This is a genomic window from Streptomyces scopuliridis, assembly GCF_042790125.1.
In the GTDB taxonomy this organism is placed as follows: Bacteria; Actinomycetota; Actinomycetes; order Streptomycetales; family Streptomycetaceae; genus Streptomyces; species Streptomyces scopuliridis_A.
This window is the reverse complement of sequence record NZ_JBHTZS010000004.1, coordinates 450,376-469,209: the sequence shown is the minus strand read 5'-3', so window position 1 is coordinate 469,209 and position 18,834 is coordinate 450,376. Positions and strand designations below refer to the sequence as shown.

16 protein-coding genes are annotated in these 18,834 nt (G+C 70.5%); 7 read left to right on the top strand and 9 right to left on the bottom strand.

Annotation, left to right across the window (positions count from 1 at the left end):
- Positions 1–5 precede the first annotated feature (5 nt).
- From ACFRKB_RS08955 to ACFRKB_RS08945, 3 genes are all read right to left on the bottom strand, one after another.
- Positions 6–1,454, bottom strand: coding sequence for an ABC transporter permease (locus ACFRKB_RS08955; RefSeq protein ID WP_383104458.1), 1,449 nt, complete (start codon positions 1,452–1,454; stop codon positions 6–8).
- A gap of 162 nt (positions 1,455–1,616) precedes the next feature.
- Positions 1,617–2,876: a L,D-transpeptidase gene (locus ACFRKB_RS08950; RefSeq protein ID WP_383104523.1), complete on the bottom strand. Its 1,260-nt coding sequence runs from the start codon at positions 2,874–2,876 to the stop codon at positions 1,617–1,619.
- Between the two features lie 163 nt (positions 2,877–3,039).
- Positions 3,040–3,414, bottom strand: a complete 375-nt coding sequence (locus tag ACFRKB_RS08945; protein ID WP_383104456.1) for a hypothetical protein — start codon at positions 3,412–3,414, stop codon at positions 3,040–3,042.
- 107 nt (positions 3,415–3,521) lie between these two features.
- Here ACFRKB_RS08945 and ACFRKB_RS08940 point away from each other — a divergent pair, with 107 nt between their 5' ends.
- On the top strand, positions 3,522–3,809 hold the full coding sequence (locus ACFRKB_RS08940) for a hypothetical protein (protein WP_383104454.1): 288 nt from the start codon (positions 3,522–3,524) through the stop codon (positions 3,807–3,809).
- Between the two features lie 51 nt (positions 3,810–3,860).
- Here the strand turns inward: ACFRKB_RS08940 and hutH are convergent, their stop codons facing one another.
- The 4 genes from hutH to ACFRKB_RS08920 form a co-directional block, all read right to left on the bottom strand.
- Positions 3,861–5,408 carry a histidine ammonia-lyase gene (hutH, locus tag ACFRKB_RS08935; protein ID WP_383104453.1) on the bottom strand — a complete coding sequence of 516 codons (1,548 nt, stop codon included), beginning with the start codon at positions 5,406–5,408 and terminating at the stop codon, positions 3,861–3,863.
- Between the two features lie 293 nt (positions 5,409–5,701).
- Positions 5,702–6,193 carry a DUF6010 family protein gene (locus tag ACFRKB_RS08930; RefSeq protein ID WP_383104451.1) on the bottom strand — a complete coding sequence of 164 codons (492 nt, stop codon included), beginning with the start codon at positions 6,191–6,193 and terminating at the stop codon, positions 5,702–5,704.
- A gap of 354 nt (positions 6,194–6,547) precedes the next feature.
- On the bottom strand, positions 6,548–7,717 hold the full coding sequence (locus ACFRKB_RS08925; RefSeq protein ID WP_383104449.1) for a GGDEF domain-containing protein: 1,170 nt from the start codon (positions 7,715–7,717) through the stop codon (positions 6,548–6,550).
- Positions 7,718–7,824: 107 nt separating this feature from the next.
- On the bottom strand, positions 7,825–8,634 hold the full coding sequence (locus tag ACFRKB_RS08920; RefSeq protein ID WP_383104447.1) for an enoyl-CoA hydratase/isomerase family protein: 810 nt from the start codon (positions 8,632–8,634) through the stop codon (positions 7,825–7,827).
- Positions 8,635–8,986: 352 nt separating this feature from the next.
- Here ACFRKB_RS08920 and ACFRKB_RS08915 point away from each other — a divergent pair, with 352 nt between their 5' ends.
- From ACFRKB_RS08915 to ACFRKB_RS08900, 4 genes are all read left to right on the top strand, one after another.
- Complete coding sequence (locus ACFRKB_RS08915) at positions 8,987–11,908, top strand: ATP-binding SpoIIE family protein phosphatase (protein ID WP_383104446.1); 2,922 nt, start codon at positions 8,987–8,989, stop codon at positions 11,906–11,908.
- A gap of 123 nt (positions 11,909–12,031) precedes the next feature.
- A complete protein-coding gene (locus ACFRKB_RS08910; RefSeq protein WP_383104444.1) occupies positions 12,032–12,631 on the top strand; it encodes a TetR/AcrR family transcriptional regulator in 600 nt (199 codons plus the stop codon).
- 122 nt (positions 12,632–12,753) lie between these two features.
- The gene (locus tag ACFRKB_RS08905; RefSeq protein ID WP_383104521.1) at positions 12,754–13,509 is read left to right on the top strand and encodes a helix-turn-helix transcriptional regulator; all 756 of its coding nucleotides are present in this window, start codon (positions 12,754–12,756) and stop codon (positions 13,507–13,509) included.
- Positions 13,510–13,700: 191 nt separating this feature from the next.
- Entirely contained in the window at positions 13,701–14,591 is an 891-nt protein-coding gene (locus ACFRKB_RS08900) for an SAM-dependent methyltransferase (protein WP_383104442.1), read from the top strand.
- 22 nt (positions 14,592–14,613) lie between these two features.
- Here the strand turns inward: ACFRKB_RS08900 and ACFRKB_RS08895 are convergent, their stop codons facing one another.
- A complete protein-coding gene (locus ACFRKB_RS08895) occupies positions 14,614–15,765 on the bottom strand; it encodes an adenylate/guanylate cyclase domain-containing protein (RefSeq protein ID WP_365977833.1) in 1,152 nt (383 codons plus the stop codon).
- A gap of 224 nt (positions 15,766–15,989) precedes the next feature.
- Positions 15,990–16,868, bottom strand: coding sequence for a biotin--[acetyl-CoA-carboxylase] ligase (locus tag ACFRKB_RS08890; RefSeq protein WP_383104441.1), 879 nt, complete (start codon positions 16,866–16,868; stop codon positions 15,990–15,992).
- 117 nt (positions 16,869–16,985) lie between these two features.
- Here ACFRKB_RS08890 and ACFRKB_RS08885 point away from each other — a divergent pair, with 117 nt between their 5' ends.
- Entirely contained in the window at positions 16,986–18,599 is a 1,614-nt protein-coding gene (locus ACFRKB_RS08885) for an acyl-CoA carboxylase subunit beta (protein ID WP_383104439.1), read from the top strand.
- A gap of 22 nt (positions 18,600–18,621) precedes the next feature.
- Entirely contained in the window at positions 18,622–18,828 is a 207-nt protein-coding gene (locus ACFRKB_RS08880) for an acyl-CoA carboxylase epsilon subunit (RefSeq protein ID WP_383104437.1), read from the top strand.
- Positions 18,829–18,834 lie beyond the last annotated feature (6 nt).

The window sequence follows — 18,834 nt, the reverse complement described above, 5'->3', positions numbered from 1 at the left end:
CGGGACTACTCGACGCGGCGCAGGGCGTCCGCGGGCCGCAGCCGGGAGGCGCGCCAGCCGCCGAAGCCGCCGGCGATCAGTCCGCCCGCGACGGCCAGTCCCACGGCGAGGCCGATGGTGGAGACGGAGACGGGTGCGGTCAGGGCGATGTCGAGGGCCTTGGACGCGGTCTGCCGCGCGGGGCCGCCGCCCATGGGACCGCCGCCGACGGCGGCGAAGCCGCCGCCCCCGCCCGTGGCGCCGAACTGCGCCGTGAGGGTGGGGCTGATGGCGGTGACGAGATAGGCGCCGCCGAGGCCGAGGGCGATGCCGAGCACCCCGCCGAGCAGTCCATTGACGAGCGCCTCGCCGACCACCTGGCGGGTGACCCGGCCGCTCTTCCAGCCGAGCGCCTTGAGCGTGCCGAACTCCCGTACCCGGCGGCTGACGGCCGAGGAGGTGAGCAGCCCCGCCACCAGGAAGGCCGCGATCAGCACGGCGACGGAGAGCCACGTGCCGACCGTGGTGGCGAGGTCGGAGGCGGTGGACAGGGAGCCGGAGACGGTGCTGGCGAGATCGGCGGAGGTGGTGACCGTCGTGTCCGGGATGTTCTTCTGGATGGCGGACTTGACGCTTTCGATCTGCTGCGAGTCGGCGGCCTTGACGTAGACCGTGGTGACCTTGTCCTTGGAGTCGGCCAGGGTCTGGGCCTTCTTCAGCGGGATGTAGAGGTTGGCCGCGGAGTCCCCGCTGTCGGCGGTCGCGACGCCGATGATCGAGAACTTCGTGCCGGAGATGGTGACGGTCTTGCCGACGGCGAGGCTCTTCTCCTTGGCGTACGCGCTGTCGACGACCGCGACCGCCGCGTCCGTCTCGGTGCTCTGGAACGTACGCCCCGTGGTGACCTTGGACGAGGTCAGCGGGCCGAGCGCGGGCGCGGCGACATCGGTGCCGAACACGGAGTAGGAGTTGACGTCGAACGCGGCGCCGCCGCCCCGGACTTCGCCGCCGCCCGTACCGCCCTGGCCGGTCCTGCCACCGCCCTGCGGCGGGGTGAACTCGCCGGGCTTGAACTCCCCGTTGACCTTGAGCACGGTCAGGCTGAGCCCGCCGACGGCCTGTGCGACCCCGTCCTGGCCGCCGACGTCGGTGACGGTCGAGGAGGCCAGGGTCTGGAAGCCCTGCACCATCACGCGGTCACTGCTCTGTTCGGCGTCGGTGTCGCCCTTGGCGTCGAACTCGAAGCGCCGGCGGTTGGTGTCGCCCTCGCCGGGCGGGGCCGCGGCCTTGGTGACGGTCATGTCGGTGCCGAGCCCGTACAGCGACTGAAGGACCTTGTCCTGGGCCTGGCTCATGCCCGAGGAGACGGAGCTGACGACGATCACCAGCGCGATGCCCAGGGCGAGCCCCGAGGCGACGACGAGCGCCGCCTTTCTGCGACGGCGCAACTCGCGCCTGAGGTAGGTGAAGAACATGGGCGCGAAGCTAAGTGCCCGGTGTGATGAGGAGTTAAGGGCCGGGTGAGAGCGGGATGAGAACGCGAACGGCGGCGACACCTGGGGGAGGTGCCGCCGCCGTTCGCGTAGTGACTCGGACCGGCCGGGCGAGTCGGGTCAGGGCCTGACGACCCGGGTGGATCAGGCGGCCGAACCGGCCTGCCACTCGGACCAGCTCATGTTCCAGCCGTTGAGGCCGTTGTCCGGCGCGATGGTCTTGTCGGCGGAGTTCTTGACGACGACCACGTCACCGATGAGCGAGTTGTCGAAGAACCACGCGCCCGGCATGCTGGGGTCGTTGGCGCCCTTCACGTCCTTCAGGCCCACACAGCCGTGGCTCGTGTTGACGTTGCCGAACGCGTCGCCGCCCCAGTAGCTGCCGTGGATGAAGGTCCCGGACGTGGAGAGCCGCATGGCGTGCGGGACGTCCTTGATGTCGTACTCGCCCTTGCCGTCGTCGTCCGTGAAGCCGACCGTGGCACCGTTCATCCGGGTCTCCTTGAACTTCTCGGAGATCACCATCTGGCCGTTGTAGGTCGTGTTCTCGGGCGAGCCGGCCGAGATCGGGATGGTCTTGAGCGTCTTGCCGTCGCGTACGACGGTCATCATCTTGCTCTTGACGTCGACGGTGCTGACCTGGCTGCGGCCGATCTGGAAGGTGACCGTCTTCTGCTGGACGCCGAAGACACCGTTGGCGCCCTCGACCCCGTCCAGGTTCAGCTTGAGGGTGATCGTGGAGCCGCCCGTCCAGTACTGCTCGGGGCGGAAGTCGAGGCGCTGCTGGTTGAACCAGTGGCCGACGACCTGCTGGCCGCTGCTCGACGTGACGGTGATGCCGTCCTGGACGGCCTTCTTGTCGGTGATCGCCTTGTCGAAGTTGATCGAGACCGGCATACCGACGCCGACCGTGGAGCCGTCCTCGGGCGTGAAGTTCCCGATGAAGCTGTTGCTCGGCGAGACGGTGGTGAAGGAGGAGTTCTCATGGGCCTCGCGGCCGTTGGCGTCCTTCGCCGTCGCGGTGATCTTGTACGCGGTGGAGCGCTCCAGCTGGGCGTCCGGCTTCCAGCTCTTGGCATCGGCGGCCAGGGTGCCCTTGACGGCGGTGCCGTCCGCGGTGGTCATCTCCACGCTGGTGAGGGTGCCCTTGGTGACGGTGACCTTGGCGTCGTTGTTGATACCCACATTCGTCGCGCCGTTCTTGGGCGCGATGGTTATCTGGGCCTGTGAGGTCTCCTTGGCGGCCACCTCGTCCGCCTTGGCCTGGGCCGAGGCCGAGCTCTCCGAAGGGGCCTTGTCCGCCCCCTGGCTGCACGCCGCGAGCACCAGAACGCCGCCGAGCACCGCGGACGCGGCCATGAGGCCCTTGCGCCGCTTGCTGTCCCTCATCACACGCTTCTCCATCATCGCCGCTTTCCCTGCCGGTAACACCTAAGAACACCTGTACCGGTTCGTCCGGTTCCACATCAGCCGAAGATGTGGTGAACACCACTCGCTCCGGGGAAATGCGGTGAGCCCCGGCCGTCGGCTGCGGCGGACCGGGGCTCACCAGAGTGACACGCGCGCGTTACACCCGACCAGCCCCGACCCCCCTGTCGACCCCTGCCTCTTCGCCGTCGTCCTCGTCGTCCTCGTCGTCCTCGTCGAGGCCCCACTCCACCGCGTCGGGGTCGTAGTCGATCATCTCGCTGGTCCAGGATGCCTGGGCCAGCTCGACCCCGGGGACCTCCTTGACGAGGTCGAAGGGTTCCACCAGATACGCGAGGGCCTCCGCCTCGTCTTCCCGGACCGCGGACCGGGCATGCGCCCGCTCGTCGTCCGGCATGGCCTCGTCCGCGGCGATGCGGTCGAGGGCGGCGGCGCTCAGTCGCTCGGGGTCATCGACCTCCAGCACCAATTCCACCTGTACCCGAACATACCGTGATGTTTCAGAATCGCTCATACGACGGAGGGTAAGCGCCCGGCGCCACGACTTTCCCGCGACCCGCTGCTGTCATTAACATCACCGCACCCAGCCAATTCGGCGTTGTCACAAGGGGGATCGATCACGTGTCCGTCGCGCGCCGACCGCTCCTGACAGCTACCGCCGCCGGCACCCTGCTCTGCGCTCTGTGGTTCGTGCCCTCAGCGAAGGCCACCGAGGAGCAGAGCGGTCCGCGGGAGCAGTCAGCGGTATCCGCTCAGAGCCTCACCACCGGGGAATCCGGGCAACTGGCCCTCGCCGACACGGGCGGCGTGGACACCACGCCGTATCTGGTCGGCGGGAGCCTCTGTCTCGGGATCGGCGCGGGGTTCGTCGCGTACTCCGTACGCAGAGGTGCCCGCGCGTCGTTCTGAGACGCGTACGCGCGGAGGGGCCGCCCGGCGTCCGGGCGGCCCCTCCGCGGCTCAGGCCAGCGGCCCGGTCACCGGCTCCACCGCGTCGACCAGCCCGCCCCCGCGCACGAACGCGTCGGCCCCGGCGAGATCGGGCGCGAGGAAGCGGTCGGGTCCCGGCCCCTGGACGCCCGCGGCGCGCAGCCCGTCGATGGCCGCCTGCGAGGCGGGCGCGGGCGTGAGGCCCGTACGCAGCTCGATCGCGCGCGTCGCGGCGTACAGCTCCACGGCGATCACACGGGTCAGGTTGTCGACGGCGGTACGGAGCTTGCGCGCGGCCGACCAGCCCATGGAGACATGGTCCTCCTGCATCGCGGACGAGGGGATCGAATCGACCGACGCCGGCACCGCGAGCCGCTTCATCTCGCTGACCAGGGCGGCCTGGGTGTACTGGGCGATCATCAGCCCCGAGTCGACGCCCGCGTCATCGGCGAGGAAGGGCGGCAGACCGTGCGAGCGGTTCTTGTCCAGCAGCCGGTCCGTACGGCGCTCGGCGATGGAACCGAGGTCGGCGGCGGCGATCGCCAGGAAGTCCAGTACGTACGCCACCGGGGCGCCGTGGAAGTTGCCGTTGGACTCCACCCGGCCGTCCGGCAGCACCACGGGGTTGTCGACCGCCGACGCCAGCTCCCGGTCGGCCACGACGCCCGCGTACGCCAGCGTGTCCCGGCCCGCGCCCGCGACCTGCGGGGCGCAGCGCACGGAGTAGGCGTCCTGGACCCGCGGGGCCTCGTCCTGCTGGAAGTGCCCGGTCAGCCCGGACCCGGCGAGCACCCGCAGCATATTGGCGGCGCTGGCGCCCTGGCCCGGGTGCGGGCGGATGGCGTGCAGCTCGGGGGCGAGAACCTTGGCGGTACCGAGCAGGGCCTCCAGGCTCAGCGCGGCGGTGATGTCGGCGGAGGTGTAGAGCCGCCGCAGATCGGCGATGGCCATGACCAGCATGCCGAGCATGCCGTCGGTCCCGTTGAGCAGGGCGAGCCCTTCCTTCTCCCGCAGCTCCACCGGCTCGATCCCATGCGCGGCGAGCAGCTCCCCCGCGGGCCGTACGACGCCGTCGGGGCCCTCCGCGTCGCCCTCGCCCATCAGGGTCAGCGCGCAGTGGGAGAGCGGCGCGAGATCCCCGGAGCAGCCGAGCGAGCCGAACTCGTGCACCACGGGCGTGATCCCCGCGTTCAGCACGTCGGCCATGGCCAGCGCCACGCGCGGGCGCACGCCGGTGCGCCCGGAGGCCACGGTCTTGAGCCGCAGGAACATCAGCGCCCGTACGACCTCCCGCTCGACGCGGGGGCCCATTCCGGCGGCGTGCGACCGCACGATATTGCGCTGGAGCTGAGCCCGGAGATCCTGGCCGATCCAGCGGGTGGCCAGCGCCCCGAACCCGGTGGAGACCCCGTACACGGGCTCGGGCTTGGCGGCCAGCGCGTCCACGACTTCCCGAGCGGCGGCCAGCGCGTCGAGGGCCTCGCCGGAGAGCTCGACCCGAGCGTGACCGCGGGCCACGGCGACCACGTCCTCGGCGGTGGTCCCGGACGTCCCCACCACGACAGTGTGCATATCCATATTCAGGAGCGTACGGACTGAATCGCAGGGTGTCACTACACGAAGCGCCTCCCGGCGGTGCGCCTCCCGGCGGGGGGCCGTGGTGCGGTGCGCCTCCCGGCGGGGGCCGGGGTGCGGGTGCACCGTCCGGCGGGGGCCGTGGTGCGGGTGCACCGTCCGGCGGGGGCCGTGGTGCGGGTGCACCGTCCGGCGGGGGTCGTGGTGCGGGTGCGCCGTTGTGGTGCCGGGGGCCGGGGCCTCCGGAGGTGCGTGTCCGGACTGCGCTGCGATCGATATGCGACTCCGTCGCGTGGTCACCGCGCTTCGCGCGAGCTGCGACGCTTTACGTCCGGACACGCACCTCCTCCGACCCCGACCCCCTCCCCCCGGCGGGCCCGCTCGCCTCGCACACGGCCGGGCCGCTTGCCGCGGAAGAGATCACGCAGCGTCGGACCCCCTCGCAGGCACCAGAGCGCGATGACCGGATCGCAGATGGCGCAGCCCAGCGACGAGTCGTGGACGAACGGGATCAAGGGACTGCCCTTGATGTGGTGAACGATGTCCCACGCGGTGTGCAGCAGCCAGCCGATACCGATGAAGGTCCACGAGTCCAGGCCGCGGTAGGCGACGTACGTGACGAGCGCGGTGAACGCGAACTCCCAGCCACCCAGGCCGCCGCCGCTGAGGTACGCGGCGCCCGCTCCGGCGACCATGACGGCGTTGAAGCGCCGCCGGTGCGGTTCACGGATGAGGGACATCAGCAGCGCGTAGAGAACGCCGATGCCGATCGGTATGACGTAGTGCATGCGTGCCTCTTCTTGAGGTGTGACGGCGGCTCACCACGCTAGACACGCGTGCGTTCGCCCCCCAGAGGCATTACCGACAGGTTCCAACGGCTTGCCGCCACCGGGCCTGTCGGTGACGGGCGGTGAAGGGGGGCGCGCAGGGGTCGTGTCCGGGACACTAAAGCGTGATTTGTGGCGCGCGACCGCCAGTGTCTAGACCTTGGGCTGCTGCGCGCCGTAAATCATGCCGTCCCGGGCGCGAGCCCCGGAGCGCACCCCGGCAACAACCCGCACACCCCCACCGGCCCCAGCCGAAACGCACCCGGACAGCGCACCGCACCCGGAAACCGGCCCCGGGCCAAAGACGCCCCCCGACTACGCCCCCCCGCCGGGAGGCGCATCGCGGAAGCGGCGGCGGTCCCTCGCCCCCCTCGTCGGCACAGGCGCGTCCGCCAGTCGCAGCACCGCCCCGTCCCGCCCCGCCACCACCGGCCCCCCCGCCCGCGCCGCCTTCGCCCGGTACTGCGCCGCGTCCGCCAGCCGGAACAGCCGGCGTGCCGACCGCACCTCCCCGATCGGATCCCCCGTCGACGCGATCCCGCACGCCACGCCCTCGCCCAGATCCAGCCCGGCCGCCCGCTCGCACAGCTCCGTCGCCACCGCGAGCACCTCGTCCGACGTCGGCCCCACCGTCAGCAGACAGAACTCGTCGCCGCCCAGCCGCGCCACCAGCGCGCCCTGAAGCCGCGCGCCGCATACGGACAGCAGCGTGGCGAACCGTTCCAGCAGACGGTCACCGACCTCGTGGCCCTGGGTGTCGTTGACCTTCTTGAGGCCGTTGAGATCGCAGACGACCAGGCTGACGACGGCCCCCTCCCCCCGGTTGCGTTCGATCGCCTCGTCGAGCCGCGCGTCGACCGCCCGCCGGTTCGCGAGCCCGGTCAGCGGGTCGGTGAAGGCGAGTCTGCGGACCTCTTCGAGCCGCTCCGTCTGGGCGATCCCCGCCGCCACCACCGACGCGATGACGGTCGCGAAATCCGCGTCGGCCGCGTCGAACAGCGGCGCTTCCGGGGGTCTGGCCACATACAGCTCGCCCCATGCCCGCCCGTGCAGCACGATCGGCGCGACGACACAGCAGCCACGGCCGCGCCTGCGCAGCGCGGCCACGCGCTGGTGGTTGTAGCCGGGGCTGCCCGAAACCCCCGTACCCGCCGCCGCGGGCCCCGCCGCCGTTTCGACCCATGCCTGCGGCCCGCCGCCCCCCGCCCACCGCTCGTGCAGGAACTCCGCGATCTCGGGGAACTCATGCACGGGGTACGTCTCGTCCCCGGGGAACTCCTCCTCCCCGTCCACCCGCGCCCCCGCGTTCACCAGCACCTTGAGCCGGCCGAGATCCCGTTCCCAGACCGACAGGGCTCCGAAGCTCCCCCCGAGCGCCTCCAGCGCGCCCTGCGCGGCGGCCCGCCAGGACTCGATCGCCGTTGGGGCCGCCGCCATCGCCTGAGACAGTTCCACTATGGCGCGCAGTCGCCCATCCACTCCCATCGCCCCAGCTTAAGATGGTTTGACGGGATTTGATCATCTGGACCGTTCGGTGATCATGACGCGTTCACCCGCAGGGAAGGTACGGCGCCCCGGGGCGCCGTACGGGCTCACTCACCCGGCCACTGCGGCTTCCGCTTCTCGTTGAACGCGGCGACGCCTTCCGCCCGGTCCCCGGAGAACGCGACGGACCGCCACGCGGCGTCCTCGACCTCAAGGCCCGCCCGCAGATCGAGCCCGTGCCCGAGCCGCAGCGCGCGCTTGGCGGCGCGCAGGCCGACGGGTGAGTGGGCGGCGATACGGCCGGCCAGGGCCAGCGCCTCGTCCCGGTCGGCGCCCTCGTCCACCAGCTGGTCGACCAGACCCAGCGCCGCCGCCTCGGCCGCGGCCACCCGCCGTGCCGTGAAGACCAGTTCGGCGGCGCGCGCGGCGCCTACCCGGCGCGGCAGCAGCTGCGTACCACCGCCGCCGGGGATCACCCCGACCGACACCTCGGGCAGGCCCACGACCGCCGTGGAGTCGGCGACGATCAGATCGCAGGCGAGCGCCAGCTCGAAGCCGCCGCCCAGCGCGTAGCCGTGCACCGCCGCGATCGTCGGCATGGGCAGTTCCAGCACGCCGGTGTACGCGGCCCGCGCGGTCGGCCGCTGGCGCACGAGTTCGGCGTCGCTGAACGAGTTGCGCTCCTTGAGGTCCGCGCCGACGCAGAAGGCCCGCGCGTGGGTGGAGGTCAGCACCGTGACCCGTACGTCCCGGTCGGCGCCGAGCGCGGCGCACGCGGCCCCGAGGGACCGGGCCAGTTCGGTGGAGACGGCGTTCATGGCCTGGGGCCGGTCCAGGACCAGTTCCGCGACATGGCCGCCCCGACCGTGCCGCCGTACGACGACGAACTCCCCGAACCTCTGCTCAGTCTCAGCCATGACCGCACCCTCCCGGTTAACGACGGTTCACCTTCACCGGGGCCGATCCTAAGGGGCGCGCCCCTGACGCCGGCCCGTGGATCACCATCCCGCGCAGCCGGCCCGCCCTGTACGGCACGGACATCTACTATTGGGCGTACGAATCCCGTGAATACCCGCAGTAGCGTAAAATAACGAAATTAGAATGTGCGGCGGAGCATGGGCGGAATGCGCTCCTGTGGCGATAGTTCCCAGCCGAGAGAATCCTCGGGCAACTGAAAACGGAAACCGGAACTTTCGTATTCATTCATCAGGGCTCATAAGGCTGCCGTCCGACTTTGACTTGCCCGGCCCTCGCGGCCAGGAGGTGCACATGGCCGAGCGGACCCCGGCGGACGAGACCGGTGACGCGTGGTTGCGCATGATCGCCGGCGCGGGTGACGAGCTACGAGGGATGGATCTCGTGGGCTACGCGCTCGACCATGCGGTGACGGCGACCGGTGGGCTGGGCGGCATGGTGCATCTTCGCGGTCCCGGCGGTCGGGGACTGCTCCTCATGGCCGTGAATGGGCTGGCACGAACAGCCCTCCGCGATTGGGAGGAAATCGAGGAGAGCGGGCCCACGGCCCCGGCCCGTGCGGTGGCCGGCGGAGCGCGGGTCTGGGAGTCAGGCGAAGACGCGGCACCGCGGGCAAGGGCCCGAGCGCTTCAGTGTGGGAACGGTTTGCTGGCGGTTCCGCTTCTCACGCCGGGCGGAGTGGCGGGCGCGCTGTCCGTGTTGACCGTCGCCGGCGATGAACCCACGCGGCGGCAGACGGCCGCGGTGGAAGCTCTCGCCGCCTGGGTCGCCGTACGCCTGCGGGAGCACTCGGCGACGTTGGGGCAGGTCGATTCGGGTGAGCTGGGGGAGCGTCCGCCCGCCACGCCACTACGGCAGGCGATGGAGGCCGTCAGGGTGGGTTCCTGGGAGTGGGACCTGGCCACCGGGGAGCAGGTCTGGGACGAGCGAACCCGCTCGATCCTCGGAATGGACCCGGCGTCTCCCGGGCCACGTTTCGAGACCTGGACCGGTTTGGTCCACCGCGATGATCTGCCGTGGGTTCTGGTCGAGGTCGAGCAGGCGATCCGCAACCGCAGGGTATTGAGCCTGGAGTACCGGGTCTGCCGACCGGACGGGACAGTGGTCTGGATCAGCGCGCGGGCCCGGGTTTTGCCCGGCAGGGACGGAGAACCCGAACGCATGGTGGGCACGGTGTGGGATATCACCGAAAGCCGCATCACCCGGGACTGGGTCGGCCGCGCTCTGCGGCATATGAGCGACGCGTTCTTCGCGGTCGACAGTGAGTGGCACATCACCTTCGTGAATGTGGAGGCGGAACGGCTGTTCGGAACCTCGAACGCGGTGCTCGGCCGGACTCTGTGGGAGTCGTTGACGGACATAGGTGTCGATGCCGTGGCACTCGGTCTGGAGTCGCGCTACCGGCATGCCGCCGAAAGAGGCACTCCTGTCGGGTTCGATGTGCAATGGCCCGCCAACCAGCGCTTGTACCACATGCGGCTTGTCCCGGTGCCGGACGGCCTGACGGTCTATGCCACCGACGTAACCGAGAAACGGGCGCGGGAGGCGGATCGCGCCGCCGCCGAACACGCCGCCACCGAGCGCAGCGCCCGGATCACCGAGCTGACCAGCGCACTCGCGGAGGCTCTGACGGTGCGCGACGTCGTGAACGCCGCCGCCGAACGGATCCTGCCACCGTTCGACGCCACCGGCCTCGTCGTCCAGTTCATCGAGGGGGAGACGATACGAGTCGCAGGGGCCGTTGGATACCCGCAGGCCTTCCTCAAGCGCCTCGACGGTACCCCCGTCAAAAACATCTCACCGGTCGATGAGGTGTTTCGCAGCATGACACCGGTCGTCATCGACTCGGTCGAGGAATACATCGCGCGCTACCCCAAGATGGCCGGACTTCCGGGCGCAGCGGACAAGCACGCCTGGGCTTTCCTGCCGCTGATTGTCTCGGGCCGCGCCATTGGGTGCTGCGTCATCTCCTTCGGCGAGTCACGTCACCTGCTGGGCGAGGAGCTGGCTCTCCTCAACGCGCTCAGCGGGCTTATCGCGCAGTCCATCGAGCGCGCCCGCCTTTACGACACCGAACATACCCGGGCACAGGAACTCCAACAGGGACTGCTGCCACAGGCACTGCCGTCAACCCGCGCCGTCAGCGCCGTCGCGCGCTACCTGCCGGCCGCTGGAGGCATCAACGTCGGTGGCGACTGGTATGACGTCATTCCCCTGTCCGGGACCCGGGTGGCGCTGGTCATCGGCGATGTGATGGGGCATGGATTGCCCGAGGCCGCCACCATGGGGCAGCTACGCACCGCCGTGCGCACGCTCGCCGATCTGGAGTACCCGCCCGCCGAGCTGCTCACCCGTCTCAATGACCTGGTCAGCGGCCTGGGAGACGACTTCTACGCCACATGCCTGTACGCCGTGTACGACCCGGTTCTCTCCATATGCACCATTGCTTGCGCCGGGCATCCCCCGCCGGTGTTGGTGCACCCGGGAGGCACCGCGCACTTCATCGACCTGGTACCCGACCCGCCGCTCGGCTCCGCGCGTTTGCCGTTCGAGGCCATCGATGTCCCCGTCCCTGAGGGCGGCCTACTGGTCCTGTACACGGACGGGTTGGTCGAATCCGCTGCCCAGGACCTCGACCGCGGCATGACACACCTGGCGAGCGCGTTGCGCACCGCGGCCTCGAACCCTGGACGCGGCCATGGTGCGACCGCCCGGCGGGGCGGGGTGGAAGGCGAGAGCGAATCACTGGAGCGAGTGTGCGACGACGTACTGGCCTCTCTGCTGGCAAAAGAGCCGCTCACCGACGACGCCGCGCTCCTCGTCGCGCGTACCCGCGCAGCGGCTCCCGGCGACGTGGTCGCCTGGTCGCTCCCCGACGGGCCGATCGCCGCGGGCGAGGCACGCGATCACGTCCAGAAGCAGCTGCTCCACTGGGGCCTGAGCCCACTCGCGACGACCACGGAGCTGCTGGTCAGCGAGCTGGTCGGGAACGCCGTCCGGCATGGCAAGACCCCCATCGGGCTGCGTCTGCTGCGCAGTGATGCGCTGATCTGCGAGGTCACGGACGCCAGTGCGACCACGCCGCGTATCCGCCAGGCCGCGGACACCGACGAAGGCGGGCGCGGGCTGCAGTTGGTCGCCGCCTTCTCCCAGCGTTGGGGCACCCGCTACACCTCCACCGGGAAGTGCATCTGGACCGAACAACCGCTTCCCTGAAGCCATGAGGGTGGGTCCGCTGCCTGATGCTGTCCGGGGAGAAGCGTTCGCGGAAGCGTCACGCTTCCGGTGCGGTCCACCGCCATCAATGGCAGCCCCCGCCGGCGTTAGACTCGGCGCGCGATGAGGAACTACGACGGCCAAACCGCCGAGCAGCGCCGTGATTCGAGGCGGATACGCCTGATCGCCGCCGGTCTCGAACTGTTCGGTACGCAGGGGTACGCGGCCACGTCCGTACGGGCCGTCCTGCGGGAGGCCGGGCTCCAGGAGCGCTACTTCGCGGAGAGCTTCACCGGCCTGGAAGGGCTGCTGGCGGCCGTCCATGACGATGTGCACGACCGGGGCTACGCCTTCGCCGTCGCCGAGATGGCCCGGGGCGAGTCGCCGGAGGAGCGGCTGCGCCTGATGGTGGACGCCGTCGCGCGCTGGCTCGCCGACGACCCCCGGGCGGCGCGGGTCAAACTGGTCGAAGTGGTGGGCGCGGGGCCGCTGGCGGAGCGGCACAGACAGCTCGGCATGCAGGCGTACGCGGCCCTGATCGAGGCGGAACTGCCGCCCCTGCCACCCGAGATGAAGATGGACCCCCGGCAGCTCTCCATGGCGCTGGTGGCGGGCGTGAACGGCGTACTGCTCGACTGGCTGACGGGCTCGCTCGACATCTCCCGGGACCAACTCGTCGACCACGCCCTGCGTTCGACCCTGGGCCCGCCGCCCCAGCACTGAATTCGCCGGTACATCACTAGGGTCCGCCCGGCGCCCTATCTGGGGGCACGCGCCACCAGATACATTGACGCGACACCCGAACTCCGAGCGGACGCACGGGAGAGTGTGGCGACGTGAGCGAGATGACCTCGGAAGCCGGTACGGCCGTACGGTCCTGCCCCCGCCCCCGGCGCGACGGTGGTACGACGCCGCCGTCGGACGGGAGAGCCGACGGAGCCGCGAAGGGCACCGCCCCGTGTCGCGAGGGCTCCTGCGCCACCGTCACCGTCGCCGTACGGGCCACCGACCGCGTGACGGAGGACGGCGCGAACGCCTACCTCCGGACCTGCCCGGATCTCCACTGGCTCCCCTTCGAGGAGCGCGAACGGGCCGATGTGCTGCTCTTCCTGGCCGGACGGGTCGGCGACCGCACCCTCCCGCTGCTGCGCCGGGCGACCGCGCGTCCGGACGGCGACGTCCTGCCCGTGGTGCTCGTGGCGGAGGCGATCGGGGAGCGGCAGTTGACGCAGGCCATCGAGTACGGACTGGTCAGCGTGCTGATCCGGGGCGGTGCCGGTTTCCCGCACATCGTGGAGACCCTGGTCGAGAGCGGACGGGGCGGCTCCCGGATGCCCGGATCGCTCGTGCGCCATCTCGTACGGCACACCCATGCCCGGCAGTCGGGTCTCGACGACATCACCGCGCGCACCGGCCTCGAAGCCCGCGAGATCGAGGTGCTCCGGCTGCTCGCGGACGGGCTGGGCACGGGCGAGATCGCCGGCCGGCTCAGCTATTCGGAACGCACCATCAAAGGGGTCATTCATGATGTGGTGAAGCGGCTCGGACTGCGGAACCGCACTCATGCGGTGGTCTATGGAGTGCGCGAGGGAATTATCTGACGGCCCGGCAAACCGGCCCCGCGGCCTTCTGCACGTTCGGCCGTGGCTCTTGCACAAAGGTGAAGTACTGGCGGGCAGAACGCGCCATCTCCCGGCAGCACTGGGATTCTTGAGATGTCAGACGGCAGAGGCCGGAGACCAGAGAATCCCGTGAGAGGGACCGTGCAACCGAGCCGGAGGATCGCTCAGCCATGGGCAATAACCTGAAGACTGTCTTCCGGGCTGTGCGCGCAGCAGCCACCCGCGATCCGGATCTGCGGGTCAGCCGACTTTATCAACTCTCCGACCCCGCCGTGCAATTCGCGGACCGCGATACCCGCTACATCAATATCGGCTACTGGCCGACCGACGGGACCACCGTCGACGAGGCCGGTGACGCCCTCGCCATGAAACTGGCCGACGCCGCCGGGTTCGCGGCCGGCCAGCAGATCCTCGACGTCGGCTGCGGCTACGGCGACCAGGACTTCCTCTGGGTCCGGGAGAGGAACCCGGAGCACATCCACGCCGTCGACATCGTCCCCGGCCAGATCGAGGGCGCGCGGCGACGGGCGTCCGCCGAATCCCTCACCGGAAAGCTCGCCTTCCATGTGGGCTCCGCCACCGCCCTGCGGTTCGCGGACGGCACCTTCGACCGGGTGGTCGCCCTGGACGCGCCCTTTCATTTCCATACGCGGGACGCGTTCTTCAGGGAGGCGTTCCGCGTACTGCGGCCGGGCGGAATCCTCGCGGTCATCGACACCGTACCGCTGGACAGGTCCACGCAGTTGAAGGAGTTCCGCAGCCCGAAGTTCAACTTCTACCGGTTCAGCGTTCCGGCGGAGAACTGGCACGACCGCGAGGAATACGCACGGCGGCTCGCCGCCGCCGGTTATCTCAACAGCACGGTGGAATCCATCCGGGAATTCACCTGGGTGGCGTGGTTCCGGCACTGGTCCCGGTTGAAGCGGGACGCCGCCGCCCGGAACGACCTCAATGAAAAGTCCGCGGCGGTGATCGAGCGGGACTGGGCCGACGTCGAGCAGATCAAGAGGGAACTCGACCTTCTCGATCATGTCCTCGCGGTGGCGGAGAAGCCGCGCTGAGCACAGCGGGCGGACGCGGGACCTACCTGTTCCGCCGCCCCATCAGCCAGGGCTCCACCACACCCAGTCCCCGCACCGGCCGCTGCCACATCGGCTGGAGCCCGAAGCGGTAGGAGGGCAGCGCCACGCCCTCCTTCTTGGCCTTCGCCGCGACCTCCGCGGCCTGCGCCTCGGAGGCCGGGGCGTCGCCGGTGCGGATCAGCTCCTCCGCGAACGCGCCGTCGACCAGCACCGTGTCCTTCGGCGCTATCGACGTCAGCCGGCTCGCGAGGTTCACCGTCGTACCGAACACGTCGCCCATGCGCGTCGTGACCGTCCCGAACGCGATCCCGACGCGCAGCGCCGGCATCGACTCGTCGTGGGTCATGGTCTCTATCAGTCGCAGCGCTATCTCCGCGGCCGTTCCCGCGTCGTCCGCCGCGAACAGGACCTCGTCGCCGAGGGTCTTGATCAGCCGGCCGCCGTGCGCGGCGACGAGGTCGGCGGCGGTCGTCTCGAACGCCTCGACCAGTTCGCCCAGCTCCTCCTCCTCCAGCCGCCGGGTCAGCCGGGTGAACCCGACCAGGTCGGCGAACCCGACGGCGAGCCGCCGGTCCACCATCTCGTCGTCGTCGGCGGCCTGGACGACCCGGCCGGTGGCGGCGGCGAGCTGGCGCCGCCACACGTACACGAGGAACTCCTCCAGCTCCGGCAGGAGCAGTTCCACCAGGGGGTACGTGACTTCCGTACGGGTCATGCCGGGCTCGGGCGGCTCGGTCAGGCCCTCCAGGAAGGAATCGATCTGCCACTCCGCCAGCCGGGCGGTGGTCTGCCCGGTCGAGCGGGCGACCTGGATCGCCATCGGCTCGCTGAGCAGCCCCGCCTCCACCAGACCGGCGAGCCGCCGCAGGGCCAGGACGTCCGCTTCCGTGAGCGCCTTGGCCTGGCCGATGTCGGCGAAGCCCATGGCGCGCCAGAAGCGGGAGGCGAGGTCCATCGAGACGCCGGCGGTACGGGCCGCCTGGAAGGCGGTGTAGCGGCGGTCCGCGCCGAGGATCAGCTGTTCGAGGCGGATGGCCAGCGGGTCGTCGGACGGCTCCGCCGTGTGGTCGACGACATGGTGGGGGTTGGGGTGTGCCGAAGACTCCGACGGCGGCTGCGCGTCCTCGCCGGAAGTCGAATCGTCGACGGTCACCAGCCGCCTCCTGCCCGTTCCCTGCGCACTGCCCTGCCGATCTGTCGTGGACCGCCTCAACGATACGGCAGATGTGCGCTGGCTCACGTATCGCGGGGGCAACCGGATCGGGGGGCGACGGTCCGGTCACGGGCCGTCGCCGGCGGCCGGACCGGCGACGGCGTCATGTGCATCCTGCATATGCCCAAGCCGGAAAAGGCCCCCCGACGGGCAGCGCGCGCCGCTCAGGCGACGGGCCGCAGATGGACGATGTCGCCCGCCCCGACCGGATGTCTGGCGCCGTCCGCCGTCGCGACCACCAGCCGTCCGTCGCCGTCCACGGCCACCGCCTCGCCCACCAGCTCGCGGTCGCCCGGCAGGACCGCCCGTACGGTGCGGCCCAGCGTCGCGCACCCCGCCGCGTACGCCTCCTGGAGCCGGGACACCGCCGGGTCGCCGTCGGCTTCGCGCCATTCCCCGTACCACCGCTCCAGGGACCGCAGGACCCCGCGTAGCAGGGTGTCGCGGTCGAGGGACACCGCGTTCGCCAGGGCCAGCGAACCGGCCGCCGGAACGGGCAGTTCCGCCGGGTGCAGCGAGACGTTCACGCCGACGCCCACCACCACGGCGTCGTCCCCGGCCCGCTCCGCGAGGATCCCGCCGGCCTTCCGTTCCTCGCCGTCCACGGTCACCAGCAGGTCATTGGGCCATTTGAGTGCCGTGTCCACCCCCGCGGCCCGCGCCAGCCCGGTCGCGACGGCCACTCCGGTCAGCAGCGGCAGCCAGCCGTAGCGGTGGACGGGGACGCCGGGGCCCGGTCTGAGCAGTACGGAGAAGAAGAGCCCGGAGCGCGCGGGCGCGGACCACCGCCGGTCCAGCCGGCCGCGGCCCGCCGTCTGCTCCTCGGCGATCAGTACGGTGCCCTCCGGCGCTCCCGGTGTGCCGTCCGCCCCCGCCCCGGCCCGCGCGGCCAGATCGGAGTTGGTGGATCCGGTGGCGGTGACCACGTCGAGCGAGCTCCACAGCCCGCCGGGCCGGATCAGCCCGCGGCGCAGCGCGCGCTCGTTCAGCGGGGGGCGTTCGAGGTCGGACCAGCGGCTCTCTGGTGCATGGGGATCCGTCATGCAAGCCACCCTAGGTGTGGCAAACACCGCACTGCCGAACGGTATCCGCGCCGATACCCTACGGATCAGTAGCACCGGAACACCCGCATCCGTGACCCCGCAGGGAGCCGCATCCCGATGTCCGAGCCGGAAAACGCCCGAGGAATCCCCCACGGAACCGCCGCCCACACCACCGCGGGCAAGATCGCGGATCTCCAGCGGCGTATCGACGAAGCCACGCACGCGGGTTCCGCGCGCGCCGTGGAGAAGCAGCACGCCAAAGGCAAGCTGACGGCCCGCGAGCGGGTCGGTCTGCTGCTGGACGAGGGGTCCTTCGTCGAGCTGGACGAGTTCGCCCGGCACCGCTCCACCAATTTCGGCATCGAGAAGAACCGCCCGTACGGGGACGGGGTCGTCACCGGGTACGGCACGGTCGACGGCCGTCCGGTCTGTGTCTACTCACAGGACTTCACGATCTTCGGCGGCTCGCTCGGCGAGGTCTACGGCGAGAAGATCGTGAAGGTCATGGACTTCGCGCTGAAGACCGGCTGTCCGGTCATCGGCATCAACGACGGCGGCGGCGCCCGGATCCAGGAGGGGGTGGCCGCCCTCGGTCTCTTCGCCGAGATCTTCCGCCGCAATGTGCACGCCTCGGGCGTCGTACCGCAGATCAGTCTGATCGTCGGCCCGTGCGCGGGCGGCGCGGTCTACTCGCCCGCGATCACCGACTTCACGGTGATGGTCGACCAGACCTCGCACATGTTCATCACGGGTCCCGATGTGATCAAGACGGTGACCGGCGAGGATGTGGGCTTCGAGGAGTTGGGCGGCGCCCGTACGCACAACACGACCTCCGGCGTCGCGCACCACATGGCGGGCGACGAGAAGGACGCCATCGAGTACGTCAAGTCCCTGCTCTCGTACCTCCCCTCGAACAATCTGTCCGAGCCGCCCGCCTTCCCCGAGGAGGCGTCGCTGGAGCCGACGGACGAGGACCGCGAGCTGGACACGCTGATCCCGGACTCCGCGAACCAGCCGTACGACATGCACGCGGCCATCGAGCACGTACTGGACGACGCCGAATTCCTGGAGACCCAGGCGCTGTTCGCGCCGAACATCATCACGGGCTTCGGCCGGGTCGAGGGCTTCCCGGTCGGGATCGTCGCGAACCAGCCGTTGCAGTACGCGGGCTGTCTGGACATCAACGCCTCGGAGAAGGCCGCGCGTTTCGTCCGTACGTGCGACGCCTTCAACGTCCCGGTGCTGACGTTCGTGGACGTCCCCGGCTTCCTGCCGGGGGTCGACCAGGAGTACGGCGGCATCATCCGGCGCGGCGCCAAGCTGATCTACGCGTACGCCGAGGCCACCGTCCCGCTGATCACGGTGATCACCCGCAAGGCCTTCGGCGGCGCGTACGACGTCATGGGCTCCAAGCATCTGGGCGCCGACCTCAATGTGGCCTGGCCGACCGCGCAGATCGCGGTGATGGGCGCGCAGGGCGCGGTGAACATCCTGCACCGCCGCACGATCGCGGCGGCCGGTGATGTGACGGCGCAGGAGGAGACGCGCGCCGAACTGATCCAGGAGTACGAGGACACGCTGCTCAATCCGTATGTGGCGGCCGAGCGCGGCTATGTCGACGCGGTCATCATGCCGTCCGAGACCCGGGCGCACATCGTCCGGGGCCTGCGTCAGCTGCGGACGAAACGGGAAAGCCTGCCTCCGAAGAAGCACGGCAACATCCCCCTCTAGGACTCCGGGAAGGCCGCCGACAGTGATCAAGGTTGTACGAGGAAATCCCACCCGGGAGGAGCTGGCCGCCGCACTCGCGGTGGTACAGGCCCGCGCCGCGGCGGTGGCGGACGCCCCGCCGGGCTCGCCCGAGCCCGCGGCCGAGTGGTCCGCCCCCACGCGGATCGCCCGACGCCGCCTCCCCCAGCCGGGTCCGCGGGCGTGGGCGCGTACGTACTGGCCCGGATAGTCCGCC